The following is a 24389-nucleotide window of genomic DNA, read 5'->3' as shown; positions in this document are numbered from 1 at the left end:
GTTGGCAAGTGCGGACGGCCTGTTCCGAGTGCTGATGCACCCTCAGACATCAATAAAATAAGACAACATGGGGCCGACCTGCCGCTGTCCGGGGGACGCGTCCCGATAGGCTCGGGCCTCGACGCGGAGCCCACGGCCTGCCCGGATGGTGGAATGCAGACACGGCGAGCTTAAACCTCGCTGCCCCTCGCGGGCGTACCGGTTCAAGTCCGGTTCCGGGCACCACCCCGCCCGCCCGACCCCCGTCCCCTCCGCTGGGGAGCCGGGGGTCCGTTCATTTACCTCTGCTGCGCGGCGCTGTCAAGCCCCGAATTCCCGGAACGTGACCCCACGGGGCGATTCCGGCGTACTTGAAGTGCGGGCCTCACCGGGACCACCCGGAATTACGGCCGACATTCCCCACCGATATCTCCCACCGATATCCCGATCGCGCAGGAGCAGAGAAATGACTCGGAACACCAGCAGCCACGAGAAGGCGACCCGCAAGCGCCGGATGATCATCGGCACGACGGTCGTGTCGGCCGCGGCGGTCGCCGGGGGCGTCTTCCTGCCCGCCGCGGCGGCGTCGGCCGCGCCCCTGCACGAGACCGCGGCGGTGTCCCTGGTGGACGGCGACCACAGGGACAAGCACAAGGGCAAGCACAAGAAGAAGGGCAAGAACAAGGTCAAGGTGTACTGCTGGAAGAAGAAGAGCAAGCGCGCCTGGGACAAGAAGCACAAGCAGTGGTACTGCTGGGGCAAGTACAAGGTCAAGTTCTATTGGGACGAGCGTTTCGAGGTCTATTACGTCTGGAAGGAGCACAAGCGGTACTTCTGCTGGGAGACGCGTAACGACTACTACTTCTGGGAGCGCCACCGCGTGTCGGACAAGGTCTGGCACCCCGACAACCACGACCACTGGAAGCCGGGCAAGCACGAGTGGCCGGAGCACCCGGACGACCCGAAGCACCCGGACGAGGACAAGCACGAGGGCAAGCACCCGGAGGAGGGCAAGCCCGAGGAGGGCAAGACCGAGGAGGGCAAGACCGAGGAGGGCAAGACCGAGGAGGGCAAGCAGGAGGAAGGCAAGGCCGAGGAGGGCAAGCAGGAGGAAGGCAAGGCCGAGGAGGGCAAGCAGGAGGAAGGCAAGGCTGAGGAAGGCAAGCAGGAGGAAGGCAAGGCCGAGGAGGGCAAGCAGGAGGAAGGCAAGGCTGAGGAAGGCAAGCAGGAGGAAGGCAAGCAGGAGGAAGGCCAGCAGGAGGAAGGCAAGGCTGAGGAGGGCAAGCAGGAGGAAGGCAAGGCCGAGGATGAGCCGGCGGGCGGAGGCAAGCTCGCTGAGGAGGAGCCCGCTGACGAGGCCCCGGACAAGGAGGCCCGGCCGCAGGAGGAGCCCGCGCAGGAGGCGCCGGCCGAGGAGGCCCCCGCCGAAGAGGCTCCGGCCGAGGAGACCGAGCCGCAAGGTGTCCAGCCTGAGGAGGGCCCGGCGCAGGAGGCTCCCGCCGAGGAAGCCCCCGCCGAGGAGACCCAGCCTGAGGAAGCCCCGGCCGAAGAGGCGCAGCCGGAGGAGGCTCCCGCTGAGGAGGCCCAGCCTGAAGAGGTCCAGCCCGAGGAGGTCCAGCCGCAGGAGGCCCCCGCCGACGAGGCGGCGTCGGACGAGGCCATGGTCGAATGAGGGACCTGCGAGGCCCCGCCACCGAGAGGTGGCGGGGCCTCGTGCCGGGCGTGCACGGCCGTTGACACCGCCGACTCCGCGGAAGCAGACTGACGGTCGGTCGATATGTGAAAGAATCTTCACCTGGCGAACGACCTCGTGCCGCCCACCCGAAGGGACCGCCCGATGCGTACCACCGTCGGCATCATCGGAGCCGGCCCTGCCGGCCTGCTCCTCGCGCGACTGCTGCACCGGGCCGGCATCGAATCGGTCGTCCTGGAGAGCCGCGACCGGGCCTACGTCGAACGCCGGCAGCGGGCCGGGATCCTGGAGCAGGGGACGGTGGACGTGCTGCGCGCGGCCGGGGCCGGCGAGCGGATGGACCGGGAGGGGCTGCGGCACGACGGCGTCGAGCTGCGCTTCGACCGGCGCCGTCACCGGGTCGACTTCCCCGCCCTGACCGGTGGCCGCTCCGTGATGGTGTACGCGCAGACCGAGGTGTGCAAGGACCTCATCGCACTCCAGTTGAAGGACGGCGGCCCCCTGCTGTTCGAGGCCGAGGCGCTCGCGGTCGAGGACCCCGCGGGCGCGCGTCCCCGGGTGCGCTTCCGGCACGAGGGGGACGAGGCCGTGCTGGAGTGCGACTACGTCGTCGGCTGCGACGGCTACTGGGGCGTGGCCCGCACGGCGGTGCCGGCGTCCCTCTCCCGCACGTTCGAGCGGACGTACCCGTTCGGGTGGCTCGGCATCCTCGCCGACGTGCCGCCCTCGCACGACGAGCTGGTCTACGCCCGGCACGACCGCGGCTTCGCCCTGCTGTCCATGCGGTCGCGGTCGGTCTCGCGCCTCTACCTCCAGGTGCCGGACGGCACGGACGCCGACGCGTGGGACGACGAGGAGATCTGGGCGGAGCTGGAACGCCGCACGGAGACCGCCGACGGCCGGCGGCTGCGCCGCGGGCCCGTCACCCAGAAGTCGGTGACGCCGATGCGTTCCTTCGTGCACGAGCCGATGCGCCACGGGCGGCTCTTCCTGGCCGGTGACGCCGCGCACATCGTGCCGCCGACCGGCGCCAAGGGCCTCAACCTCGCCGTCGGCGACGTCGTGACCTTCGCGCGGGCCCTGGTGCACCAGCGGGAGTCGGGCTCCGCACACCTGCTCGACACCTACTCGCAGACCTGCCTGCGCCGCGTCTGGCAGGCCGAGCGGTTCTCGTACGACATGACGACGCTGCTGCACCGGGCCCCCGGCGCCACGCCCTTCGAGGACCGGCTCCAGCTGGCCCGGCTGGAACGCATCGCCTCCTCGCGGTCCGCGGAGACCGACCTCGCCGAGGCGTACACGGGCCTCCCCTTCGCGTGACCGTGCGCACCACCCGGCCGGGCGTATCACCGGCCGGTCCCGGCGAGGTACCGAGTTCGTCAGGAACACCGCCCCGCGCGGACGGGAATCACGCACCCGGATAGCGTGTTGCGCAGCACGTGGGGGGAAAGATCCTCCCCAAGCACTAGGGTCATTCCTTTGCCTGTCTATTACCCTTGAGCCAAGGCTGCGCAGGGTGGCCATGGAGGAGTGAAATGAGGAGCAGCAACCCGGTCTTCTCGCGACGGGGGTTCAGCCGCGACAACGGCTACGCGGGCTTCAACACCGCGCCGCAGGCCGGGGGCGCACCTGTGGGCACCCAGGGCAACCCGTACGCCCAGCCCGGCGCCGGTAACCCGTACGCCCAGAACCCGTACGCGCAGCAGGACCTTCAGTACGGCGCGCCGCCGCAGGCCCCCGCCGGCACCGGCCGGATGACGATGGACGACGTCGTCATGCGCTCGGCGATGACGCTCGGCACGGTCGTCGTCGGCGCCGTCCTCGCCTGGGCGCTGCTGCCGGTGTCGTCCAGCAGCTACGGCCTGGCCATCGGCGCGGCGCTCATCGCCTTCGTCCTGGCGATGGTCCAGTCGTTCAAGCGCAAGGCCTCGCCCGCACTGATCCTTTCGTACGCGGCGTTCGAGGGTGTCTTCCTCGGCGTGTTCAGCGAGATGTTCAACGCCCGGTGGTCCGGCGCGCCCTTCCAGGCGGTGCTCGGCACGATGGCGGTCGCGGGCGCGACGCTGCTCATCTACAAGGCCGGCTGGATCCGTGTCACGGCCCGCTACGCCCGGATCGGCATGGCGATCGCCATCGCCTTCGTCCTGGTCATGGCGGTCAACCTGCTGCTGGTCGCCTTCGGTGTCGCCGAGGACGGCGGTCTGCGCAGCATGGGTCCGCTCGGTGCGATCGTCGGCATCTTCGCGATCGTGCTCGGCGCGTTCTTCCTGACCCTCGACTTCAAGCAGATCCAGGACGGCATCGCCTACGGCGCGCCGCGCGAGGAGTCGTGGCTGGCCGCGTTCGGCCTGACCATGACGCTGGTGTGGATCTACGTCGAGATGCTGCGTCTGGTCGCCATCTTCAGCGGCGACGACTAGTCGCCGCGCGGCACCGCGCGGCTGACGCCGACGGGTGACGACGCATGAAGGGGCCCCGGGTTCTCCCGGGGCCCCTTTCGCTGTCCTCGTGCGCGCTCACACCAGTTTGCGCGCGGCCCTCCTCAGGTCGTACTCATGGATGATCGCTTTGGCGTGGCCGTACGCGAGGTCGTATTCGTGACGCAGCCAGCTGACCTTCTCCTCGAAGCGGAGAGCAGGGCCTTCTTCGACGGTCCGCAGCCAGTCGGCGACTTCACGACCGGTGCAATGGGGGATGCGGGCGAGCAGATTGCGATGGGTCTCCTCGGAGAAGACTTGGGACATCGGCGCCTCCGGGTGCAATCGGGTGTAAGCCGGTCCTTCAGGTCACCGTGCCTGAGCGTTCGTCTGTTGGCAACAGTGCGGGTAGCCTGCCGCCGTGGTGGATACGACGTGTCTGATCAGTGCGGTTGATCAATTTGCCGATCGATTGAGGGCGGCACCGCAGAGCCGGTTGCAGCGTGGGGCCGCGGCCGAGGCGTTGGCGCTGGCCAGGGAGCTGGCCCGCTGGACGCAGTCGGTGGAGGAGCCGGGCAGCGAGCCTCGGGAGATGCCGGACGCCGGGATGTTCGCGGCGGCCGATCAGATCAGCGTCGCGGCGCGCGATCTGGCCGTCGTACTGACGACCGAGGCCGAGGTCGAGGAGGCCGTACGGGTGGTGGGGGAGGCGCAGAAACGGGCCGGGGTGTGACCCGGAGGACAGCGCACCCCTCGACCCGGCACCGTCCCGCGGAGCCGGGTCGCCGTGCGTCTAGAGCGACGCGATGACCCGGTCCGCCAGGATGTACACCGTCTCCTCGCCGCAGGTGAACGTCAGCGTGTAGGCGCCCGAGATGCCCGAGCCGCCGAGGAGGGTCGGGGTCTCGCCGGAGCGCAGCGCGGCGGCGAGGCGCTCGGCCGTCTCGCGGTGACCGGGGGTCATGCACAGCGTGGTGCCGTCGGCGAAGACGTAGACGTCGAGGGTGCCCAGGGGGCCGGGGCGGACGTCGGTCAGCTCCACGTGGGAGTCGGCCAGCTCCTCCAGCACGGACACCGTGCGCTCGTGGTCGCCGACGACCGGAGACGGGTTCGGGGTGAAGTCCGGGTGGGACGGGTGACGGCGGCGGGCGGCGGCCAGTTCGGGCGAGTCGCCGGCGAACTCCTCGGGCTCCGCGCCGGGCTCGGACACCGGTTCCAGCGGCTCCAGGCCCGCGAAATCGGCCTGCCGCGGCAGGAACAGGTCGTTCTCGGTCAGGCCCAGCAGCGACGGCGCGTCGGAGACGTCACGGGCTTCCTGGGCGGCCCAGAAGGCGCGCGCCTCGGCCAGCTCCCGCTCCCGCTCCTCGGCCAGCGCCTCGGCGACGGCGCTCCGTATCTCCTCGGCGTCGGCCGCGGTGCGGGCCGCCGGCACCAGGGCAGGGGCGGCGGTGCGGCCTGCGGCAAGCTCGCGGTGCAGGGCCGCGACCTGGCGGCGCAACTGCATCAGGGTGCGCAGGACGGCGACGCCCACGGCGCCTGTGGCGGCCGTGGTGACCAGCAGGGCGATCGGCATGGCGCTCACTGACGTACTCCCGGTTCAAGGTCGACCCCCGACTTCCTACATCAGCTTGATGGGTGAACTAACCAGCTGTCAGTGCGTAACGTCACGAAACGGACAGGTCTTTGGGTCAAATGTTTCGCCTGGAACTGCCCTGACCTGCGGTTCTCCCTGTGGCGAGGGAGATAGGTCACATCCTGGGGGAGATTGGGTCACAAAACGGCCCAGAACCCCGCTGGTCGCGGGGTTCTGGGCCAATGCATGACGCCGGGTGCCGTGCCCGTCACGCAGGGGGTTCGAGGATCAGCTGAGGCGCTCGATCACCATCGCCATGCCCTGGCCGCCGCCGACGCACATCGTCTCCAGGCCGAACTGCTTGTCGTGCCACTGGAGGGAGTTGATCAGCGTGCCGGTGATCCGGGCGCCGGTCATGCCGAAGGGGTGGCCGACGGCGATGGCGCCACCGTTGACGTTCAGCTTCTCCAGCGGGATGTCCAGGTCGCGGTAGGAGGGGATCACCTGGGCGGCGAACGCCTCGTTGATCTCGACCAGGTCGATGTCGCCGATCGTCAGGCCGGCACGGGACAGGGCCTGCCGCGACGCCTCGACGGGGCCGTATCCCATGATCTCGGGGGACAGGCCCGAGACCCCCGTGGAGACGATGCGGGCCAGCGGGGTCAGGCCGAGCTCGCGGGCCTTGGTGTCCGACATGATGACCAGGGCCGCGGCGCCGTCGTTGAGCGGGCAGCAGTTGCCGGCGGTGATCATGCCGTCGGGGCGGAAGACCGGCTTCAGGCCGGCGACGCCCTCCATGGTGACGCCGGCGCGCGGGCCGTCGTCCTTGCTGACGACCGTGCCGTCGGGGAGCGTCACGGGCGTGATCTCGCGCTCCCAGAAGCCGTTCTTGATGGCTTCCTCGGCGAGGTTCTGCGAGCGGACGCCGAACTCGTCCATGTCCTGGCGGGTCACGCCCCACTGCCGGGCGAGGTTCTCGGCGGTCTGGCCCATCGCGATGTACGGGTCGGGGACCAGGCCGTCCTCGCGCGGGTCGTGCCAGGTCGAGCCCTCGCTCTGGGCGACGGCGGCGGTGCGGGCCTCGGCCTCGGCGAACAGCGGGTTGTGCGTGTCGGGCAGGCTGTCGGAGTTGCCCTTGGTGAAGCGGGAGACCATCTCGACGCCGGCCGAGATGAAGACGTCGCCCTCGCCGGCCTTGATGGCGTGCAGGGCCATGCGGGAGGTCTGCAGCGACGAGGAGCAGTAGCGGGTGATCGTGCAGCCGGGCAGATGGTCCATGCCCATCTGCACGGCGACGATCCGGCCGAGGTTGTTGCCCTGCTCGCCGCCGGGCAGACCGCAGCCGAGCATCAGGTCGTCGATGTCCTTCGGGTCCAGCTCGGGGACCTTGGCGAGGGCGGCCTGGATGATCGTGGCGGTGAGGTCGTCGGGGCGCAGGTCCTTGAGGGAGCCCTTGAAGGCGCGGCCGATGGGGGAGCGGGCGGCAGAGACGATCACGGCTTCGGGCATCACGGCTCCAGACGACGAGGGAAGGGCTACGGGGGAAGTTACCCGTACGTAGGCTGCCGGTCACCGGCATCGTCGTGTGACGCGGACCTCTTTTCCAAGCGCTTGCTTAGCGTAGCGGACGCGTCAGTCGCCGTCTGCTGGGCGGGCTGCCGGGCGAAGAGCCACTTCACCGGCGGCCGGGTCAGCGGCTGCGCCAGCCGCCGTACGAACGGGGAACCCAGTACCGCCGCGAGCAGCACGCCGCCCAGCATCAGGGCGGCCAGCTCGAGGCGGGTGTCGGCGCGCTGGATCCAGCCCATCTCCCGCACCGGCAGGATGACCAGCGGGTGCAGCAGGTAGATGGTGAAGCCGCCGGCGCCGAGCGCGGAGATCAGGGGGAGCCGCTTCCTCGGCATGATGCGCAGCAGGCACAGGGCGAGACCCAGGGCGGTGGCCAGGATCGCCAGCCGGATCAGCCAGGCGCCTTCGAGGCCCAGCCGGGTGTCGGCGACGTAGGGGTGGCGCATCGACGTCCAGTTGCCCTTGACGTCGGCGTGCCACAGCCAGGACACCACGCCCCAGGTGAGAATTCCGGCGACGGCCACCGGCAGGCTCCAGCGGCTGTCGAACCACTCCCGCAGCGCGCCCTGGCCGAGCCGCCAGCCGACGTAGAACAGCGGCATGTACACGAGGGTCCGGCTGGCCGAGTACATCAGGCCGAACTCCTCCAGGTACCCCACCCCCAGCGACACGAGCGTGGTGATCAGCAGCGGGTGGCGCAGCTGGACCACCAGGGGCAGGAGCAGCCGCCAGAAGAACAGTGACATCAGGAACCACAGCGTCCACGGCAGCTGGGCGATGTGCAGCTTGAAGGGGCTGCCGAGCGCGTACGCCTCCAGGGAGAACAGCAGACTGCACAGGAGGGCGGGTATCGCGATGTTGCGTATGAGCGTGCGCAGATGGCGTGAGCCGAGCGGCCCCGCGCTGCTGAAGACGCCGGCCAGCACGACGAACATCGGCACGCGGAAGGCCCAGGTCGCCACGTTGAAGACGTGCAGCGAGTCATGACGGCTCATGATGCTGCCGATGGTGTGCAGGACCACGATCAGGGCGGCGGAGACGAACCGGGTGTTGTCCCACCAGGGGTCTCGGGACCGGCTCTGGGAGCCTTCGGTTCTCGGAAGCGGCTTTTCCATCGCGGCGTTGTGCTCCTGACAGGCGCATGACGGTGAAGGGGGAGTGAAAACGTCACCTTCGCCCCGTCCGGAAGTGCTGAGGTTACGTCAGGAGACTCGTGTGGTGAACGCTGCGTGTACGGAAGGGGGTGCGGCCGCGGGTGGCCGCACCCCCTTCCGTCAGGGCCCTGAGGTGTGGCTCGTCGGGGCCGTCTCCGGCTCCTGCACCCGGCGCCGGCGGCGGCGCTTCAGCAGGGCCCACGGTCCCCGGGGTCCCGTCGGCAGCGCCGCCGTGACCTCCGTGCCCGCCTCGGAGGCCGCTTCGGCGGCGGCCCGGGCCACGGGCAGGAAGCCCTCGCGGCGGGAGACGTCCGGGCGCTCCTCCTCCTCCGGCCACAGGCCGAGCGCCGCGCAGAGCGTGGGCAGCACGGCCATCGCGGCCGTGGCGTAACCCTCGGCGGAGGGGTGGTAGTTGTCGGGCCCGAACAGCTCACGCGGGTTGGCCGCGAACTCGGGGCCCAGCAGGTCGCCCAGCGACACGGTGCGGCCGCCCTGCTCGACGACTCCGATCGTCTGGGCGGCCGCCAGCTGGCGGGAGGCGCGTCTGGCCAGCCAGCGCAGCGGCTGCTGCACCGGCTCGATCGTGCCGAGGTCCGGGCAGGTGCCGACGACCACCTCGGCGCCGGCGGTGCGCAGGCGCCGTACCGCCGACGAGAGGTGGCGCACCGAGCGGGTGGCCGGGATGCGGTGGGTGACGTCGTTCGCGCCGACCATGATCACGCAGATGTCCGGGATCCGGCCGTGGTCCGCGAGGGCCAGCGTCACCTGGCGGTCCAGGTCGTCGGACATCGCGCCGGGCAGCGCGACGTTGCGCAGGTCGACCGGGCGTTCGGCGACCGCCGCGAGGCCCGAGGCGAGCAGCGCGCCCGGGGTCTGGCCGGCCCGGTGGACGCCCTGGCCGGCGGCGGTGGAGTCGCCCAGTATCGTCAGCCGCACGGGCGGGCCGCCCGGGTTGTCGTACGTCTGTCCGTACCGCCCTTCCGCGTTCGGCACGTACGGCGTGGAGCCGTTGCCCACCTGGCGCCGGGCCAACTGCACCTCCGCCAGCACCAGGCCGACGGCCGCCGCGCCGGCCAGGCCGATGCCACCACCGCCGTATGCCGCACCGGCCGCGATGCGCCGGGCCACCCTCGCCCTAGACATCCTGGTCATCCGTCGCCGCCACCTCCTCGCACCCGTACATCCACTCCTTGCCCCGAAGCGAGCCCCCGCCAATCTCAACGAGGAGTGAACGCCGGTGACGGACCGCGGCCGGCGCCGGCGCGGGTGCGGCCGTCGCACCCGCGTTCCGGCCCGCCGGACGCCGCTCACCTGCGTGATCACCGGCTCCGCCGTTCCTGAGGCCCGATCAGCCGGGCAGGCCCTAGGCTGGCCGCATCACCCAGACCATTACTTCTGCGGCATCCGGAGACAACGGTGCAGTTCCACGACTCGATGATCAGTCTCGTCGGCAACACCCCGCTGGTGAGGCTCAACAACGTGACCAAGGGCATCAGGGCGACCGTCCTGGCCAAGGTCGAGTACTTCAACCCCGGCGGCTCCGTGAAGGACCGCATCGCGCTGCGCATGATCGAGGCCGCCGAGGACAGCGGCGCGCTCAAGCCCGGCGGCACGATCGTGGAGCCGACCAGCGGCAACACCGGGGTGGGGCTGGCGATCGTGGCGCAGCAGAAGGGGTACAAGTGCATCTTCGTCTGCCCGGACAAGGTGTCCACGGACAAGATCAACGTGCTGCGGGCGTACGGCGCCGAGGTCGTGGTCTGCCCGACGGCCGTCGCTCCCGAGCACCCCGACTCGTACTACAACGTCTCCGACCGGCTGGTGCGTGAGACGCCGGGCGCCTGGAAGCCGGACCAGTACTCCAACCCGCACAACCCGCTGTCCCACTACCACTCGACCGGCCCCGAGCTGTGGGAGCAGACCGAGGGGCGGATCACCCACTTCGTGGCCGGCGTCGGCACCGGTGGCACCATCTCCGGGACCGGCCGCTACCTGAAGGAGATCAGCGACGGCGCGGTCAAGGTGGTCGGCGCCGACCCCGAGGGCTCGGTGTACTCCGGCGGGTCCGGGCGGCCGTACCTCGTCGAGGGTGTCGGCGAGGACTTCTGGCCGACGGCCTACGACCGCACCGTCGCCGACGAGATCGTCGCCGTGTCCGACAAGGACTCCTTCCAGATGACCCGGCGCCTCGCCAAGGAGGAGGGCCTGCTGGTGGGCGGCTCCTGCGGCATGGCCGTGGTCGCGGCGCTGCGGGTGGCCGAGCGGCTCGGCGAGGACGACGTGGTGGTGGTGCTGCTCCCGGACAGCGGCCGCGGCTACCTCAGCAAGATCTTCAACGACGAGTGGATGGCCGACTACGGCTTCCTGGAGGACGCCGGCCCGAGCGCCCGCGTGGGCGACGTGCTCAGCGACAAGGCGGGCGGCGCCATCCCCTCCCTGGTCCACATGCACCCGGACGAGACGGTCGGACAGGCCATCGACGTGCTGCGCGAGTACGGCGTCTCGCAGATGCCGATCGTCAAGCCGGGCGCCGGGCACCCGGACGTCATGGCCGCCGAGGTCGTCGGCTCGGTCGTGGAACGGGAGCTGCTGGACGCGCTGTTCACCAAGAGCGCCTCGCTCGACGACCCGCTGGAGAAGCACATGTCGGCGCCGCTGCCGCAGGTCGGCTCCGGCGAGCCGGTCGCGGACCTGATGTCCGTGCTGGGATCGGCGGACGCGGCGATCGTCCTCGTCGAGGGCAAGCCGACCGGTGTGGTCAGCCGGCAGGACCTGCTCGCCTTCCTCGCCAAGGGCGCGAAGTAGCGGCGAACCGGCGGTGAACGGGCCGTGTCGGCGGCGAACGCGCGGTGACGTGCGCGTTTGTGGTCTTCTCGGAAGTGGTACGAGCGCGTCACGTCGTCGCAGCACCCGCTTAACACGGCTCCGGCACATTGGTGGGTGTCGGCAGGGCGGGAGCGGCTCCCCGCCCGGCCGGCCCGAACGGCGCCAGGGAACCTCCGGAGCGGCTCCCGGACCTCCATGGACGCCACGGACGCGCAGGTCCGGCCCTGACCGGCCCGCGTCCCTCGCGGGGACCGCCGTCGTCCCGCCCCCCGGCAACGGGGGTGCGGCGGTCCCCGCGCACTCCCTTCCCCGGAGGTCAGTCCTCCCAGTCGCCGTCCTGCCCGGACCTGCGGCGCCGCCATCCGAACAGCCCCGGGTTGACCCGGGACGCCTGGAAGGCGTTGACGCCGACGATGCCGGCCCAGGCGACCAGCAGGCCGGGCAGGTCGGCCACGCCGCCGCCGATCGCGGACAGAGGCACCGCGAGCACCAGCGAGACGATGCCGAAGCCGAAGCGCTCGCCCCAGGAGTCCGTCGGCCTCGGGGACCGTGAGTCCCGGGCCGCGACCATCTGCTGCTCGGCCAGCTGGCGCCGCACCCGGCGGTCCACGGCCCCGTCGATGCGCTGCTCGACCTTCTCCAGGAACGAGTCGACCAGCGCGGAGTCGTACTCCTCGCCCAGTTCCCTGCGCGCCTGCAGGGTGGCGTCGAGTTCCTTCTTCAGCTCGGTGTCCCGCGCGTCCATTCCGCTCATGCGCCTCACGGTAGGGAGCGCGGACGACGGCCGCACTGGGGGTAGCCCCCCTGTCGCGGGCGGGGTCAGCCGGTGGCCGCGAGGCCCTTGCGTGCCGCGTAGTCGTCGGCCACGTCCTGGGGGTCCTTCTTGTCCTTGTCGACCAGGCGGTTGAGCTCGGTGAGGTCGGCCGTCGTGAGGACGTTGCCGAGTTCGGCGAGCGCCTTGCGGACCGTGGCGTCGGCCTTGCGGTCGGCGACGAGGGGGACGACGTGCTGGCCGGGTATCAGATTCTCGGGGTCGGTGAGCACCACCCAGCCGTTCTCCTTGATGTCCGTGTCGGTGGTGAAGAGGTTCGCCACGTCGACGTCACCCTTCTTCAGGGCGCCCTTGACCAGCGGCCCGGAGGAGTCGAGCGACTTGAACTCCTTGAACTCGACGCCGTAGACGTCCTTGAGGCCGACGGCCCCGACCTGCCGCTTCTTCACCTCCGGTGCGGCGCCGATGACCAGCTTGCCGTTGTGCCTGCGCAGGTCGGCCAGGGAGGCCAGCCCGTACTTCTGCGCCGTCTCCCGGGTGACCGCGAAGGCGTCGGAGTCCTCCGCCCTGCCGTACGGCAGCACCTGGAGGCCGGCCGGGAGGGCCATGGTGAGGGCGTTCTGCATCTCGCCCTCCTCGGTCGCCGTCGCCTTGGGGTCGACGTAGTGCAGGAGGGCGCCCTGGTACTCGGGGAGCAGGTCGATGTCGCCGCCGCGCAGGGCGGGGATGAGGATCTCGCGGGTGCCCAGGTTGGGGCGGACGGTGACCTTGACGCCGGCCGCCGAGAGCACCGCCGCGTACAGGTACCCGAGCACCTGGTTCTCGGTGAAGTTGGCGGTGCCGATGGTGAGGCCGCCCTTGCTGGAGCCGCCGCCCGGGCCCGCGGCGCCGCCCTCGCCTTCGAGGGAGGTGATGCCGCTGGAGCAGGCGGAGAGCGCGGTGACGGAGCCTGCTGCGAACAGGCCGCCGAGAAGGGTACGACGGTTCATGTCAGGGGTCCCTAAGCGGTGCGGTGTCGGAAGAGGGCGCGCTGGAGGGCGGACAGGGCGAGGTCGAGGGCGACGGCGACCAGGGCGACCAGCACGGCGCCGCCGAGCACCTGCACGAGGTCGCGCTGGGCGAGGCCGTCGAAGACGTACCGGCCGAGGCCGCCGAAGGAGACGTACGCGGCGATGGTCGCCGTGGCCACGACCTGGATGAGGGCCAGGCGCAGGCCGGTCATGATCAGCGGCAGGGCCAGCGGCAGCTCGACCTGGAGCAGCACCTGGTGTCCGCGCATGCCCTGGCCGCGTGCGGCGTCGCGGACGTCCGGATCCACCGCCGTCATCCCGGCGTAGGTGTTGGTGACGATCGCCGGGACCGCGAGGGCGACCAGGGCGACGTAGACCGGCCACATCGACAGGCCGCTGGCCAGGAAGACCAGCACGACCAGGCCGACCGTGGGCAGGGCGCGGCCGAAGGAGGCGAGGTTGATGGCGAGGAAGGCGCCCCGTCCGGTGTGGCCGATGAGCAGGCCCAGCGGGAGACCGATCGCCGCGGCGATCAGGGTGGCCAGGAGCGAGTACTGGAGGTGCTCGGCCAGGCGGTGGGCGATGCCGTCCGGGCCGGACCACTGCTCGCCGCTGGTCAGCCAGGAGCCGAGGTCGGTGAGGAGTTCGTACATCGTCAGGCTCGCCGCCTCGTCCATGGGGTGAGTACGTACTGGACGGCGACCAGCAGCGCGTCCGCGACGACCGCGAGCAGCAGCGTGAGGACCACGCCGGCGATCACCGGGGTCGGGAAGTTGCGCTGGAAGCCGTCGGTGAAGAGCTGGCCGAGGCCGCCGTCGCCGATGTAGGTGGCGACCGAGACCAGGGAGATCGACATGACCGTGGCGATGCGGACGCCCGCCATGATCACGGGCAGGGCCAGCGGGAGCTCGACCGTGAGCAGGGTGCGCAGCGGGCGGGTGCCCATCGCCCGCGCCGCCTCCTTGGTCTTCACCGGGACCGAGTCCAGGCCCTCGACCGTGTTCCGTAGCAGCACGACCAGGGTGTAGATCGTCAGGCCGATGACGGTGGTGGTCCGGGTGAGGCCGCTGACCGGGAGCAGCAGCACGAACACCGCGATCGAGGGGATGGTGAACAGGACGTTCGACATCCCGAGCAGGAGGCCGCGCAGCGGCCGTACCCGGTGCGCCACGACGGCCAGCGGGAGCGAGATCAGCAGGCCGAACAGGACTGCCGACAGGGCCGCCTGGAGGTGGGAGACGGTCAGGGCGGTGAGGTCGTCGGTGTGGTCGGATATCCACGACCAGTCGATGGTCATGCCGCCCGCACCTCGCCGTGGGCCCGGTTCGCGTGCTCGTGGATGTCGTCGCGGGACGTGACGCCGGTGAGGACGCCGTCCGCGTCGACGCGGGCGACGAGGCCGGTGGGGGAGGCGACCGACTCGTTGAGCGCGGACAGCAGCGAGTCGTCGTCCTTGAGCGGCCGCACGGGCAGGGTCGTGTCGTCCGCGGCCCAGTGCAGCGGCCGGCGCGCCGCGTCGAGGGCGAGGGTCCAGGTGCCGCCCTCGGGGGCCCGGCCCTGCGGGACGGCCGCGAGGGTCCTGAGCGAGAGCAGCTTCAGGCCGCGCTCGGCGCCGAGGAAGTCCGCCACGAAGTCGTCGGCGGGACGGGCGAGGAGTTCGGCGGGCGGGGCGCACTGCACGAGGTGGCCGCCGGTGCGGAAGATCGCGATCCGGTCGCCCAGGCGGACGGCCTCGTCGATGTCGTGGGTGACGAAGACGATGGTCTTGTTCAGCTCCCGCTGCAGGCGCAGCAGTTCCTGCTGGAGCTGGTTGCGGACCACCGGGTCGACCGCGCCGAACGGTTCGTCCATCAGCAGCACCGGCGGATCCGCGGCGAGCGCGCGGGCGACGCCGACGCGCTGCTGCTGGCCGCCGGAGAGCTGGTGGGGGTAGCGGCGGCCGGTCTCGGCGGGCAGGCCGACGGTCTCCAGCAGTTCGGCCGCCTTCGTCCGGGCCTTGCGCCGGCCCCAGCCGAGCAGCAGCGGGACGGTGGCGATGTTGTCCAGCACCGTGCGGTGCGGGAAGAGCCCCGACTGCTGGATGACGTAGCCGATGGAGCGGCGCAGTTCGGCGGCGTCCTGCTGCTGGACGTCCTTGCCGCCGACCCGGATGGTGCCGGCGGTCGGTTCGACCATCCGGTTGATCATCCTCAGGGTGGTCGTCTTGCCGCAACCGGAGGATCCGACGAGAACGGTCACGCCGCCTTCCGGCATCCGGAGGGTGAGGTCGTGGACTGCGGTGGTGCCGTTGGGGAAGCGCTTGTGGACCGCGTCGAACTGGATCATGAGATGTCCCTTGCCCGGCCTGTATAACGTCATGCAGAGTTCTTGGTGTCTGAATAGGTTGTCAATGCTCCGGCGGTAATCCGCGGTGGCGGATGACTGCTAGGCAAGACCGACTGTCCGGTTTGAGGAGGGTTTGCGCGTGATGTCGTCTCGGATCGTGGACGCCCCGGAGGGTGCGATGACCGCCCTCGTGGTGCTGGACGGACGCGGGATGGGCGTCGCCGACGTCGTCCGGCTGGCCGACGGGGCCGCGCGGCCGGTGCCGGGGACCGAGGCGATGAAGCGCGCGGAGGAGTCCTGGGACGCCGCCCGCATGATCGCCGCGACCGGGCGGGTCTACGGCCGCTCCACCGGGGTCGGCGCCAACCGGAACGAGGACGTCCCCACCGAGGCCGCCGCCGCGCACGGGTTGCGGCTGCTGCGCAGTCACGCCGGCGCCATCGGCGAGGAACTGCCCGCGCGCCAGGTGCGGGCGATGCTCGCCGTGCGGGCCAACCAGTTGCTCGCGGGCGGCGCCGGGCTGCGTCCCTCCGTTGTCACCGCCCTGTGCGAGGCACTGGAGGCCGGGGCCCACCCGCAGGTCAACGAGTTCGGCTCGGTCGGCACCGGCGACATCGCCGCGCTGGCCCAGATGGGACTCGCGCTGGCCGGCGAACACCCCTGGCGGGGCACGGGCGGCGCCCCTCGGCCGCAGCCGCTGGACAACAACGACGCCCTCGCGCTGATCAGCAGCAACGCCCTCACCCTCGGCCAGGCGGCGCTCGCCCTGCACGAACTGCGCGGCCTGCTCGCCGCCACCCAGGTCGTCGCCGCGCTGTCCCTGCTGGCCGTCGACGGCTCGCACGAGGCGTACGCCGCCCCCGTGCACACCGCCCGCCCGCACCGGGGCTCGGCCGACGTCGCCCGCCGGATGCGGCAGCTGATCGGCGCCGCCGACCGGCCGCACCCGCCGCTCGGCAGGCTCCAGGACCCCTATGGCTTCCGCTGCCTGCCCCAGATCCACGGCCCCGCCCAGGACGCCGCCGACGCCCTGGAGGACGTCCTCACCGTCGAGATCAACGCGGCCGCCGAGAACCCGCTGATCTCCCCCGAGGACATGGCCGCCTACCACCACGGCGGCTTCTACCAGGCCCAACTCGCCCTCGCCCTGGACCACTTCCGGCTGGCCATAACCCAGGTGGCGCGCCTGTCCACGTCCCGGCTCTCGACGCTCAACGAGCCCGCCTACACCCGGCTGCGCCCCTTCCTCGCCGACCACGAGGCCGCCTCCTCCGGCGTCATGATCCTGGAGTACGCCGCCGGGGCGGCCCTCGGCGATCTGCGGGCCTTCTCCGCGCCCGCCTCGCTCGGCCACGCCGTGCTCTCCCGGGGCGTCGAGGAACAGGCCAGTTTCGCCTCGCTCGCCGCACGTCAGACACTGCGCCTCGGCGACGCGTACCGTCTGGTCGTCGGCTGCGAACTCGTCGCCGCCGTCCGGGCGTTGCGCCAGCGCGGACTGCGCCCCGAACCGGACCTGCCGGCCGGCCGGGCACTGGAGCTCGCCGAGTCGGTGCTGGACGCGGACCCGGCCGACCGGCCGCTCACACACGACGTGACGGCGGCGGCCGGACTGCTGAGCCGGTTCACGGACATCTGGAGGGGGAGCACGTCATGACCGGCGACACGAACACGGGAGTGCCGGACAGCCCGGCCGCACGGCTTCAGGCGCTGTTCGAGGGGCACCGGCTGACGCCGACCCAGCGGCGCATCGCGCACAGCATGGTGCGGCGCGCCGCCGACGTGCCGTTCCTGTCCAGCGTGGAGCTGGCCGAACTCGCCGGGGTCAGCCAGCCCTCGGTCACCCGCTTCGCCGTCGCCCTCGGTTTCGACGGCTACCCCGCGCTGCGCCGGCACCTGCGCGAGGTCGCGCCCGCCGAACAACCGGCCGACGCGGCCTCGTACAACGAGTACCAGCAGGCCGTCGAGGCCGAGATCGAGAACCTCAGGCACCTCGCCGAACTGCTCGCCGATCCCCGGCCCGTGCACGAGGCCGGGCGGCTGCTCGCCGCCTCCCGTCCGCTGCCCGTGCTGGGACTGCGCGCGGCGGCCTCCCAGGCGTACGGCTTCGCCTACTTCGCCGCCAAGGTCCATCCCGACGTCCGGCTGCTCCACGAGGGCGGCACGATGATCCACGACCGGATCGACGGGACCGTACGGGCGGGCGCCTCGGCGCTGCTCTGCTTCGCCCTGCCCCGGCATCCACGGGAGGTCGTGGACACGCTGGCGTACGCCAGGGAGGCGGGGCTGACCGTGGTGACCGTCGCCGACTCGGCCTTCGCGCCCGTCGCCAAGGTGTCCGATCTGCTGCTGCCCGCCGCCGTCGGCACGGGGCTCGCCTTCGACACGGCGTGCGCGCCCATGCTGCTGGGGCGGGTGCTGCTGGAGGCGATGTGCGACGACCTCCCGGACGCGCAGGCGCGCCTGGAGGAGTTCGACGCGCGGGCGGTGGCGCGGGGGCTGTTCGTGGAGTGAGCGGGCGGCCCCGCCCGCCGACGCTCACGGCCTCTCAGACTCGTCTCAGCTTCCCCCGCTAGCCTGCCCGTTCCCGGAACGGGGCAGGACAGGGGACAGGCGGGACGGGAGGCCGGACATGGTGCGCGCAGAACGCGGAGCACGCGGAGGACGGGGCGAACGCGGAGGGGTGGGTCTGGCCCGGGTGGCCTGCGTCGTGCGGGCGGGGGCCGCGCCCCTGTGGTGGCTCGGCGTGGTCGCGGCCGGAATCGGCGTGCTGGTACCGGGACTGACGGGGCGCCGGATCGGCGTCCTGGCCGGGGCCGTGCTCTTCGTCCTCGCCGTGGCCTTCGTGGCCGGCACCCGCCACGCGCGGTACACCGCCCTCGCCCGCGACGCCGCCCGCGCCGCCCAGCACGACGTCCTCCAGGACCGCGCCGTGACCATGCGCAACTGGCGCCGCGCCCGCCGCTGGTGGCTGCTGCTCGCCTTCCTGGCCGCGCTGGGCGGCTCGTTCGCCGCGCCCGCCGCCGGCGGCATGCTGCTCGCCGGGTGCGGTGCGGGCCTGTGGTGGAAGGCGGCCTGGCTCGGGCGGCGCGAACACGCCGGCGAGACGCTGCTGTGGGTCCCCGTCGACCGGCTGCGCGGCGGCGGCCGCCCGGCCGGCAAGGCGGTCGAGGCGTACCGCGGTACGGGTGTCGCGGCGGGCGACGCGGCACCTGGTGGCTCGCGTCGCCGTACCGCCACGCCGGTCTGAGCCGCCGCTCAGACCTCGAGGTCCTCCTCGATCCGCCGCAGTTGGTGGCGGGCCATCGCCAGGTTGGAGCGCTTGGCGTCCAGCACGAGGTAGAGGAAGAGCCCGTTGCCGCTGCGGCCGCTCAGCAGGCGGATCAGGTGGTACTGGTCCGACAGCGTGATCAGGATGTCCTCGATCTGGCCCTTGAGCCCGAGGTGCTCCATGGTGCGCATCTTGGCGCGGACCACGTCCGTGTTGCCGGCGGCGGCGACGTTCAGGTCGAAGGTCTTGCTGCCGCCCATCGTGCCCAGCGCCATGCCGGTGGTGTAGTCGACGAGGGCGACTCCGGTGGCGCCCTCGATCGAGGCGAGGGCTTCCTTCAGGGTGGTCTCGGTGTTCGCCATGGTGGTGGTGTTTCCTCTCAACTTTCCGTGGTGGTGGATGTGTTCGTGGGGGTGCGGGGAGTCCGGCGGACGGGCTTCTGGCGCGTCGTGGGGGCCGTCTCCGGTTTCACGGGGAGTACGGGCGGGGCCGGTGGCAGGGCGTCGACGAGCTCGCCGATGCGCGCTCCGGTGCGGCGGCCCTCCAGGTGCAGCCGGCCGACGTTGACACGGTCCTCGGCGAGCAGCGTCAGTACGGCGGTGTCGCCCGCGGCGTACGTCGCCACATAGCCGCGCATGCCGCGCACCAGCAGCTCACGCAGTTCGCCCCGGCCGGTCGCGTCCGTGACCCGCACCGCGACGCCGAGCGCGGCGGCGGTCAGCGCGGCGAGGCCCTCCGGCTCGACGCCGGGGGTGTCGTGCGCGATGACCAGGCCGTCCACGCTGGCGGCGAGGGCGCCGGTCAGCTGGGGGACGCGGGCTCTGAGCCGGTGCAGTTCGTCGAGGATCGGGGGTTCCACCGCCATCAGGGCTCTCCTCTCGGCGGGCGGGCGAGGCGGTTGCCGCGGCGTCGCTTGTCGTGGTGCGAGCTGTCCCGGTGCGGGCTGTCCCGGTGCGGACTGTGCCTGCGCGGACTGTCGCGGTTGCTGCCGTTCAAAGGGCCTCCAGCGCATCCCTGACCCTTTTCAGCAGTGCGATGTCGGGGTGGTCGAGGGGGCCCGGCCCGAGCGAGGTGCCGGGCAGCGTGCCGCCGGGGGTGCGAGGCGTGAGCGCGTCGGCCGGTGCGGGGCCGACGGGGGGAGCGGGAACGGCGTGGCCGAGAGCGACGGGGTCGTCGGCGGGCGGATGTCCGAGGGCGCCCGGGTCGTCGGGGACCGGGTGACCTGTGCCGGTGGGGGCGGCCGGGGCCGCGTGCGCGGGCCGGGGACGGCCTTCCGCGCCCGGAGGGCGCGTGCGCGGTGCCACCAGACCGGCCGCCGCCAGCCGGCGTAGGGACACCAGGGTGTGGAAGGCCGGTCTGCCCAGGTCGCGGGCTATGTCCGTGGCCGTGCGCAGACCGTCCACCCGGGACAGCACCGCGCTCTGCCGGGGCGGGACCGCCGGGGCGGCGGCGGTGTCGAGGCGTTCCAGGGGCGCGCTGTCGGTCGCCGGGTCCGGCCAGATGCGGTGCAGCAGGGCGCGGCGGCGCAGCGTCTCCTGCTCCACGGAGCCGACCGGCACCGGGTGCACCGAACCGAGCCAGTGCGTGGGGCCGTACCGGAAACGCCCCGGGGTGCTGCTGGGCGCGAGGGCGAAGTACGCGGCGTCGTACAGCGCGCTCAGATGGCACAGCTCCAGCGCGCCCGGCGCGAGCCGCCCGCCGTCCAGGAGGGTGCGGTCGGCGCCCCGCGGCTCGTCGGCCCGCTCGACGGCGTCCTGCCAGTCCCGGGCGTCAAGGGTGCCGTGCGCCGTGAGGAGGATGTCGAGGCCCGGCGCGAACGGGCTCTCGGCGTGCACCACCCGGCCCTCGGCCAGGTACAGCGTGCCGCTCGCGCGGACCAGGACGCCGGTGGCGCGCTCGGCGGCCAGCCGGGTCAGCATCGGGGAGACGCCACCGGCCCGGTGCCGGGCCACCTTGTCCCGTATCGGCAGTCCGGGAGGCGGTGTGGTGCCGACCATCGTCATCCCAGCACCAGCCGTCCGGCCATCTCGCCCAGCCGGATCCGGGCCAGCGCGAGGTTGCCGTCCGCCCGGCCCAGCCACAGATGCAGGAAGACGCTGCTGTCGAACGACGTCCGCACGAACCGCAGCACGTGGTAGCTGTCCCGGTTGCTGAGGATCAGGTCCTCGACCGGGGGGTCGGCGGCGTCCGGCGCGTCCTCGCCGACGCCGCCGCCGACCGGTGCGAACGCCCGCTGCTCGGCGGCCAGCCGGGCCAGCTCCGCGGCCTCCGCGGCCGCCGCCTCGTGGTCACCGCCCGGCGCCTCGCCGACGGTGCCCAGTGCCAGTCCGCTCGTCCAGTCGACCAGCGCGGCCCCCCGGGCGCCGGGCAGCCGCATGGCCTCCAGTAAGCACTCGTCGATTCCGGGCACCCTGGACTCCCCTCCTGCCTGGGTTCGGCTGAGTGACCCAGAGACTACGCAACGTGTGTGCGGCAGGTGAGCGTTCTGGCATTTTCCGGTGGAACATGCGACGAGTGGCTAGTGTGGGTCAACTGTCGCCGTTTCCGGGCAAGTTGATCACTCCTTCGCGGGCGCCGGAAGCGCGCTCAGCGTGCCCGCGTGCGCCCCGCCCGACTCGGCCACGATCTCGTCGAGCGGCTGGGGAGTGCGCACGGTCGCGAAGGACACGCCCCCCGCGCCGTCCGGCACGAAACCGTAGACGCCCGGCCGGGCCAGGGAGTTGTACGCGTAGTGGTGGGCGAAGTAGTACGCGCCCGTGTCCAGCGCCGCCGCGTAGTCCCCTTGCTCCAGCAGCGGCAGCTCGCGGCCCTCGGCCAGCAGGTCGCCCGCGAAGCACGCCGGCCCCGCCACGTCCTGCGGCACGGCCGTCCCCTCCTTGGGGCGCCCCTTGCCGTCGTACGCGGCGATCCGCAGCGGCCACAGCTCCGGCGCGTACACCGTCCGCGTGGCCACCTGCACGCCCGCGTGCGTCACCGCCACCGGCCGGCCGCCCGCGCTCTTGGCGTACTCCACCCGCGCCACCACCGTGCCGTGCTTGGCCAGCAGTGACCGCCCGAACTCCGTGACCAGCCCGTACCGGCCGTCGAACAGCCCCGGCACCGCCTCCTTCAGCGTCCGCGCGTACTGCGCGTACGTCGGAGTCGTGACCTCCGAGGCGAAGTTCACCGGCAGTCCGCCGCCGATGTCGAGCGTGTCGACCTGGGGCCGCCCGATCCGCCGGTTGATCTCCTCCGCCAGCGCGTACGTCGCCGCCACGCCCTCGGCCATCCGGGACAGCGCGATGCCCTGCGACCCGGTGTGCGCGTGCAGCCGGGTCAGCCAGGGACGCTCGGCGTACGCCCGTATCACCCACTCACGGGCCCCCTCGTCCCGCAGCGCGACGCCGAACTTGGAGGTCGCCGTGGCGGTGGAGAGCGCCTCGATCGAGCCGCCGCCGACCTGCGGGTTCACCCGGAGCCCGAGAGGGGAGCGGCTCGGCGCGGACCGCATCAGGGCGTCGAGGCGGTCCAGCTCCTGCGGGTTGTCCGCGTTGACGGCGACGCCCAGGGCCAGCGCCTCCCGCAGTTCCGTCGGGGTCTTGGCGGGCGAGTCCAGCACCGTCCGCTCCGGCGTCACCCCGGCGGCCCGGGCCAGCGCCAGCTCACCGGGGCTCGCCACCTCCGCGCCGATGCCCTCGTCGCGGAGCAGCCGCAACACCGGGACCAGCGGGGAGGCCTTCACCGCGAAGGCGTGCAGCACGGGCGTGCCGGGTGCCACCACGGCGTCGAACGCCGCGCGCAGCTCCGCCGCCGACTCCCGGATGCCGGTGACGTCGAGCAGTCCGGCGAGAGGGGCGTCGGGCCCCAGCAGTCCCTGCTCCACGGCGGCCCGTACCGCCTCGTCGCGTCGCACCGACCGCTCCCGGCCTGCCCGGGCCTCCTGGGCGTCGTCCATGTGCTCCCCCGTCTCCTCGGTCGTCCTGTCGCTTCGCCGCTGCGCGTGGTCCATACATCCAGCCAAACATCCGTCCCGGCGCCGTGTCGGACCACCCCCCTATTGACTAGCTCTATTCATGTCGCCAGGATGTGAATAACGGCAGCAACATCCCGCAGGGAGCTCCGAGCGAGCAGCCACCAGGAGGCAGACCATGTCAGGACCCCGCCCCGTCCGAGCGCCGCGCGGTACGCAGCCGAGCGCCCTGGGCTGGCAGCAGGAAGCCGCCCTGCGGATGCTGCAGAACAACCTCGACCCGGAGGTCGCCGAGCACCCCGACAAGCTCGTCGTCTACGGCGGCACCGGCAAGGCGGCCCGGGACTGGCGGTCCTTCGACGCGATGGTCCGCACCCTCCAGGGGCTGAAGCAGGACGAGACGATGCTGGTCCAGTCCGGCCGCCCCGTCGGTGTCATGCAGACCCACGAGTGGGCGCCCCGGGTCCTCATCGCCAACTCCAACCTCGTCGGCGACTGGGCCAACTGGGAGGAGTTCCGCCGCCTGGAGGCCCTCGGCCTGACCATGTACGGGCAGATGACCGCCGGTTCCTGGATCTACATCGGCACCCAGGGCATCCTCCAGGGCACCTACGAGACCTTCGCCGCCGTCGCCGCGAAGAAGTTCGGCGGCACGCTCGCCGGGACGATCACCCTCACCGCCGGGCTCGGCGGCATGGGCGGCGCCCAGCCGCTCGCCGTGACCATGAACGACGGCGTCGCGATCTGCATCGACTGCGACCCGCGGGCGATCGACCGGCGCATCGAGCACCGCTACCTCGACGTCCGGGCCGACTCCCTCGACCACGCCCTCCAGCTCGCCACCGAGGCCCGCGACGCCCGCCGCCCGCTGTCCGTCGGCGTCCTCGGCAACGCCGCCGAACTCGTCCCGCAACTGCTCGCCATGGGCGCCCCGATCGACATCGTCACCGACCAGACCTCGGCGCACGACCCGCTGGCGTACCTGCCGGTCGGCGTCGGCTTCGACGAGATGGCGGCCTACGCGGCCAAGGACCCGGCGGGCTTCACGACGCGGGCCCGCGAGTCCATGGCCCGGCACGTCGAGGCGATGGTGGGCTTCATGGACGCCGGCGCCGAGGTGTTCGACTACGGCAACTCCATCCGCGGCGAGGCCCGGCTCGCCGGATACGACCGGGCCTTCGCCTTCCCCGGCTTCGTCCCCGCCTACATCCGCCCGCTGTTCTGCGAGGGCAAGGGCCCCTTCCGCTGGGCGGCCCTGTCCGGCGACCCGGCCGACATCGCCAGGACCGACAAGGCGATCCTCGACCTCTTCCCCGAGAACGAGTCCCTCGCCCGCTGGATCAAGATGGCCGGCGAGCGTGTCCACTTCCAGGGCCTGCCCGCCCGGATCTGCTGGCTCGGCTACGGGGAGCGGGACAAGGCCGGAGAGCGGTTCAACGACATGGTGGCGAGCGGGGAGCTGGCCGCGCCGATCGTCATCGGGCGCGACCACCTCGACTGCGGCTCCGTCGCCTCGCCCTACCGCGAGACCGAGGCCATGCTCGACGGCTCCGACGCGATCGCCGACTGGCCGCTGCTGAACGCCATGGTGAACGTGGCGTCGGGCGCCTCCTGGGTCTCCCTCCACCACGGCGGCGGCGTCGGCATGGGCCGCTCGATCCACGCCGGCCAGGTGACGGTGGCGGACGGCACGGCGCTGGCCGGCGAGAAGATCCGGCGCGTCCTCACCAACGACCCCGGGATGGGCGTCATCCGGCACGTCGACGCGGGCTACGACATCGCCGAGTCGGTGGCCTCGGACCGCGGCGTGCGGGTCCCGATGCGCGAGGGTGACCAGGCGTGACGCACACCGAG

Annotated in this window: 24 protein-coding genes and 1 tRNA gene; 10 read left to right on the top strand and 15 right to left on the bottom strand. The window is 72.1% G+C overall.

Annotation, left to right across the window (positions count from 1 at the left end; all coding sequences use genetic code 11):
- Nucleotides 1-139: 139 nt before the first annotated feature.
- From ACZ7LV_RS32810 to ACZ7LV_RS32795, 4 genes are all read left to right on the top strand, one after another.
- Nucleotides 140-225: transfer RNA gene (locus ACZ7LV_RS32810), tRNA-Leu, on the top strand.
- 220 nt (nt 226-445) lie between these two features.
- On the top strand, nt 446-1651 hold the full coding sequence (locus tag ACZ7LV_RS32805; protein WP_471944768.1) for a hypothetical protein: 1206 nt from the start codon (nt 446-448) through the stop codon (nt 1649-1651).
- Nucleotides 1652-1816: 165 nt separating this feature from the next.
- On the top strand, nt 1817-2992 hold the full coding sequence (locus ACZ7LV_RS32800) for a 4-hydroxybenzoate 3-monooxygenase (RefSeq protein WP_471944766.1): 1176 nt from the start codon (nt 1817-1819) through the stop codon (nt 2990-2992).
- A gap of 215 nt (nt 2993-3207) precedes the next feature.
- Entirely contained in the window at nt 3208-4092 is an 885-nt protein-coding gene (locus ACZ7LV_RS32795) for a Bax inhibitor-1/YccA family protein (protein ID WP_471944764.1), read from the top strand.
- Nucleotides 4093-4188: 96 nt separating this feature from the next.
- Here the strand turns inward: ACZ7LV_RS32795 and ACZ7LV_RS32790 are convergent, their stop codons facing one another.
- A complete protein-coding gene (locus ACZ7LV_RS32790) occupies nt 4189-4416 on the bottom strand; it encodes a DUF4287 domain-containing protein (RefSeq protein WP_401681447.1) in 228 nt (75 codons plus the stop codon).
- 94 nt (nt 4417-4510) lie between these two features.
- On the opposite strand from ACZ7LV_RS32790, the gene ACZ7LV_RS32785 reads away from it, so the two are divergent.
- On the top strand, nt 4511-4822 hold the full coding sequence (locus tag ACZ7LV_RS32785; RefSeq protein ID WP_471944762.1) for a hypothetical protein: 312 nt from the start codon (nt 4511-4513) through the stop codon (nt 4820-4822).
- A gap of 60 nt (nt 4823-4882) precedes the next feature.
- On the opposite strand, the gene ACZ7LV_RS32780 is transcribed toward ACZ7LV_RS32785, so the two are convergent.
- From ACZ7LV_RS32780 to ACZ7LV_RS32765, 4 genes are all read right to left on the bottom strand, one after another.
- On the bottom strand, nt 4883-5671 hold the full coding sequence (locus ACZ7LV_RS32780; RefSeq protein ID WP_471944760.1) for a hypothetical protein: 789 nt from the start codon (nt 5669-5671) through the stop codon (nt 4883-4885).
- A gap of 279 nt (nt 5672-5950) precedes the next feature.
- Complete coding sequence (locus ACZ7LV_RS32775; protein WP_471944758.1) at nt 5951-7171, bottom strand: acetyl-CoA C-acetyltransferase; 1221 nt, start codon at nt 7169-7171, stop codon at nt 5951-5953.
- A 38-nt stretch (nt 7172-7209) separates the two neighbouring features.
- Complete coding sequence (locus ACZ7LV_RS32770; RefSeq protein ID WP_471944756.1) at nt 7210-8346, bottom strand: acyltransferase family protein; 1137 nt, start codon at nt 8344-8346, stop codon at nt 7210-7212.
- A gap of 159 nt (nt 8347-8505) precedes the next feature.
- Nucleotides 8506-9537 carry an SGNH/GDSL hydrolase family protein gene (locus tag ACZ7LV_RS32765; protein ID WP_471944754.1) on the bottom strand — a complete coding sequence of 344 codons (1032 nt, stop codon included), beginning with the start codon at nt 9535-9537 and terminating at the stop codon, nt 8506-8508.
- Nucleotides 9538-9801: 264 nt separating this feature from the next.
- On the opposite strand from ACZ7LV_RS32765, the gene ACZ7LV_RS32760 reads away from it, so the two are divergent.
- A complete protein-coding gene (locus ACZ7LV_RS32760; RefSeq protein WP_401681430.1) occupies nt 9802-11190 on the top strand; it encodes a cystathionine beta-synthase in 1389 nt (462 codons plus the stop codon).
- A gap of 337 nt (nt 11191-11527) precedes the next feature.
- Here the strand turns inward: ACZ7LV_RS32760 and ACZ7LV_RS32755 are convergent, their stop codons facing one another.
- From ACZ7LV_RS32755 to ACZ7LV_RS32735, 5 genes are all read right to left on the bottom strand, one after another.
- Nucleotides 11528-11965, bottom strand: a complete 438-nt coding sequence (locus tag ACZ7LV_RS32755) for a hypothetical protein (protein WP_471944752.1) — start codon at nt 11963-11965, stop codon at nt 11528-11530.
- 65 nt (nt 11966-12030) lie between these two features.
- The gene (locus tag ACZ7LV_RS32750) at nt 12031-12972 is read right to left on the bottom strand and encodes an ABC transporter substrate-binding protein (protein WP_471944750.1); all 942 of its coding nucleotides are present in this window, start codon (nt 12970-12972) and stop codon (nt 12031-12033) included.
- 11 nt (nt 12973-12983) lie between these two features.
- Nucleotides 12984-13646 (bottom strand): ABC transporter permease, encoded by a 663-nt coding sequence (locus ACZ7LV_RS32745; RefSeq protein ID WP_471944929.1) that lies wholly within the window; start codon nt 13644-13646, stop codon nt 12984-12986.
- Nucleotides 13647-13648: 2 nt separating this feature from the next.
- Complete coding sequence (locus ACZ7LV_RS32740) at nt 13649-14290, bottom strand: ABC transporter permease (RefSeq protein WP_471944748.1); 642 nt, start codon at nt 14288-14290, stop codon at nt 13649-13651.
- Nucleotides 14287-15318, bottom strand: a complete 1032-nt coding sequence (locus ACZ7LV_RS32735; protein ID WP_471944746.1) for an ABC transporter ATP-binding protein — start codon at nt 15316-15318, stop codon at nt 14287-14289. Before ACZ7LV_RS32735 ends, ACZ7LV_RS32740 begins: the two co-directional genes overlap by 4 nt.
- Nucleotides 15319-15460: 142 nt before the next feature.
- Here ACZ7LV_RS32735 and ACZ7LV_RS32730 point away from each other — a divergent pair, with 142 nt between their 5' ends.
- The 3 genes from ACZ7LV_RS32730 (at nt 15461) to ACZ7LV_RS32720 (ending at nt 18565) form a co-directional block, all read left to right on the top strand.
- Nucleotides 15461-16972 (top strand): aromatic amino acid ammonia-lyase, encoded by a 1512-nt coding sequence (locus ACZ7LV_RS32730; protein WP_471944744.1) that lies wholly within the window; start codon nt 15461-15463, stop codon nt 16970-16972.
- Nucleotides 16969-17829 carry a MurR/RpiR family transcriptional regulator gene (locus ACZ7LV_RS32725; RefSeq protein WP_471944742.1) on the top strand — a complete coding sequence of 287 codons (861 nt, stop codon included), beginning with the start codon at nt 16969-16971 and terminating at the stop codon, nt 17827-17829. Before ACZ7LV_RS32730 ends, ACZ7LV_RS32725 begins: the two co-directional genes overlap by 4 nt.
- A 118-nt stretch (nt 17830-17947) precedes the next feature.
- Complete coding sequence (locus ACZ7LV_RS32720; RefSeq protein ID WP_471944740.1) at nt 17948-18565, top strand: hypothetical protein; 618 nt, start codon at nt 17948-17950, stop codon at nt 18563-18565.
- Between the two features lie 8 nt (nt 18566-18573).
- Here ACZ7LV_RS32720 and ACZ7LV_RS32715 read toward each other — a convergent pair whose 3' ends face one another.
- From ACZ7LV_RS32715 to ACZ7LV_RS32695, 5 genes are all read right to left on the bottom strand, one after another.
- Nucleotides 18574-18948, bottom strand: coding sequence for a roadblock/LC7 domain-containing protein (locus tag ACZ7LV_RS32715; protein WP_365450446.1), 375 nt, complete (start codon nt 18946-18948; stop codon nt 18574-18576).
- A gap of 17 nt (nt 18949-18965) precedes the next feature.
- Complete coding sequence (locus ACZ7LV_RS32710) at nt 18966-19451, bottom strand: roadblock/LC7 domain-containing protein (RefSeq protein WP_471944738.1); 486 nt, start codon at nt 19449-19451, stop codon at nt 18966-18968.
- A gap of 127 nt (nt 19452-19578) precedes the next feature.
- Nucleotides 19579-20589 (bottom strand): transcriptional regulator, encoded by a 1011-nt coding sequence (locus ACZ7LV_RS32705; protein WP_471944736.1) that lies wholly within the window; start codon nt 20587-20589, stop codon nt 19579-19581.
- Nucleotides 20586-20996, bottom strand: coding sequence for a hypothetical protein (locus tag ACZ7LV_RS32700; protein WP_471944735.1), 411 nt, complete (start codon nt 20994-20996; stop codon nt 20586-20588). The genes ACZ7LV_RS32705 and ACZ7LV_RS32700 overlap by 4 nt, the downstream gene beginning before the upstream one ends.
- A gap of 147 nt (nt 20997-21143) precedes the next feature.
- A complete protein-coding gene (locus ACZ7LV_RS32695; RefSeq protein WP_471944927.1) occupies nt 21144-22520 on the bottom strand; it encodes a type III PLP-dependent enzyme domain-containing protein in 1377 nt (458 codons plus the stop codon).
- A 193-nt stretch (nt 22521-22713) separates the two neighbouring features.
- Between ACZ7LV_RS32695 and hutU the strand changes: the two genes are divergently transcribed.
- Complete coding sequence (gene hutU / locus ACZ7LV_RS32690) at nt 22714-24378, top strand: urocanate hydratase (RefSeq protein ID WP_471944733.1); 1665 nt, start codon at nt 22714-22716, stop codon at nt 24376-24378.
- Nucleotides 24379-24389 lie beyond the last annotated feature (11 nt).

The sequence above is a fragment of the Streptomyces sp. NPDC107562 genome (assembly GCF_055657325.1).
The sequence above is the reverse complement of the archived record's forward strand: the minus strand, read 5'-3'. Positions and strand labels throughout refer to the sequence as shown.

Bases quoted from the DNA above. Each gene is read 5' to 3' on its own strand.
- ACZ7LV_RS32805 (WP_471944768.1), top strand. From the start codon at position 446: ATGACTCGGAACACCAGCAGCCACGAGAAGGCGACCCGCAAGCGCCGG.
- ACZ7LV_RS32800 (WP_471944766.1), top strand. From the start codon at position 1,817: ATGCGTACCACCGTCGGCATCATCGGAGCCGGCCCTGCCGGCCTGCTC.
- ACZ7LV_RS32795 (WP_471944764.1), top strand. From the start codon at position 3,208: ATGAGGAGCAGCAACCCGGTCTTCTCGCGACGGGGGTTCAGCCGCGAC.
- ACZ7LV_RS32790 (WP_401681447.1), bottom strand. From the start codon at position 4,416: ATGTCCCAAGTCTTCTCCGAGGAGACCCATCGCAATCTGCTCGCCCGC.
- ACZ7LV_RS32775 (WP_471944758.1), bottom strand. From the start codon at position 7,171: ATGCCCGAAGCCGTGATCGTCTCTGCCGCCCGCTCCCCCATCGGCCGC.
- ACZ7LV_RS32770 (WP_471944756.1), bottom strand. From the start codon at position 8,346: ATGGAAAAGCCGCTTCCGAGAACCGAAGGCTCCCAGAGCCGGTCCCGA.
- ACZ7LV_RS32765 (WP_471944754.1), bottom strand. From the start codon at position 9,537: ATGACCAGGATGTCTAGGGCGAGGGTGGCCCGGCGCATCGCGGCCGGT.
- ACZ7LV_RS32755 (WP_471944752.1), bottom strand. From the start codon at position 11,965: ATGAGCGGAATGGACGCGCGGGACACCGAGCTGAAGAAGGAACTCGAC.
- ACZ7LV_RS32750 (WP_471944750.1), bottom strand. From the start codon at position 12,972: ATGAACCGTCGTACCCTTCTCGGCGGCCTGTTCGCAGCAGGCTCCGTC.
- ACZ7LV_RS32745 (WP_471944929.1), bottom strand. From the start codon at position 13,646: ATGTACGAACTCCTCACCGACCTCGGCTCCTGGCTGACCAGCGGCGAG.
- ACZ7LV_RS32740 (WP_471944748.1), bottom strand. From the start codon at position 14,290: ATGACCATCGACTGGTCGTGGATATCCGACCACACCGACGACCTCACC.
- ACZ7LV_RS32735 (WP_471944746.1), bottom strand. From the start codon at position 15,318: ATGATCCAGTTCGACGCGGTCCACAAGCGCTTCCCCAACGGCACCACC.
- ACZ7LV_RS32730 (WP_471944744.1), top strand. From the start codon at position 15,461: ATGTCGTCTCGGATCGTGGACGCCCCGGAGGGTGCGATGACCGCCCTC.
- ACZ7LV_RS32725 (WP_471944742.1), top strand. From the start codon at position 16,969: ATGACCGGCGACACGAACACGGGAGTGCCGGACAGCCCGGCCGCACGG.
- ACZ7LV_RS32720 (WP_471944740.1), top strand. From the start codon at position 17,948: ATGGTGCGCGCAGAACGCGGAGCACGCGGAGGACGGGGCGAACGCGGA.
- ACZ7LV_RS32715 (WP_365450446.1), bottom strand. From the start codon at position 18,948: ATGGCGAACACCGAGACCACCCTGAAGGAAGCCCTCGCCTCGATCGAG.
- ACZ7LV_RS32710 (WP_471944738.1), bottom strand. From the start codon at position 19,451: ATGGCGGTGGAACCCCCGATCCTCGACGAACTGCACCGGCTCAGAGCC.
- ACZ7LV_RS32705 (WP_471944736.1), bottom strand. From the start codon at position 20,589: ATGACGATGGTCGGCACCACACCGCCTCCCGGACTGCCGATACGGGAC.
- ACZ7LV_RS32695 (WP_471944927.1), bottom strand. From the start codon at position 22,520: ATGGACGACGCCCAGGAGGCCCGGGCAGGCCGGGAGCGGTCGGTGCGA.
- hutU (WP_471944733.1), top strand. From the start codon at position 22,714: ATGTCAGGACCCCGCCCCGTCCGAGCGCCGCGCGGTACGCAGCCGAGC.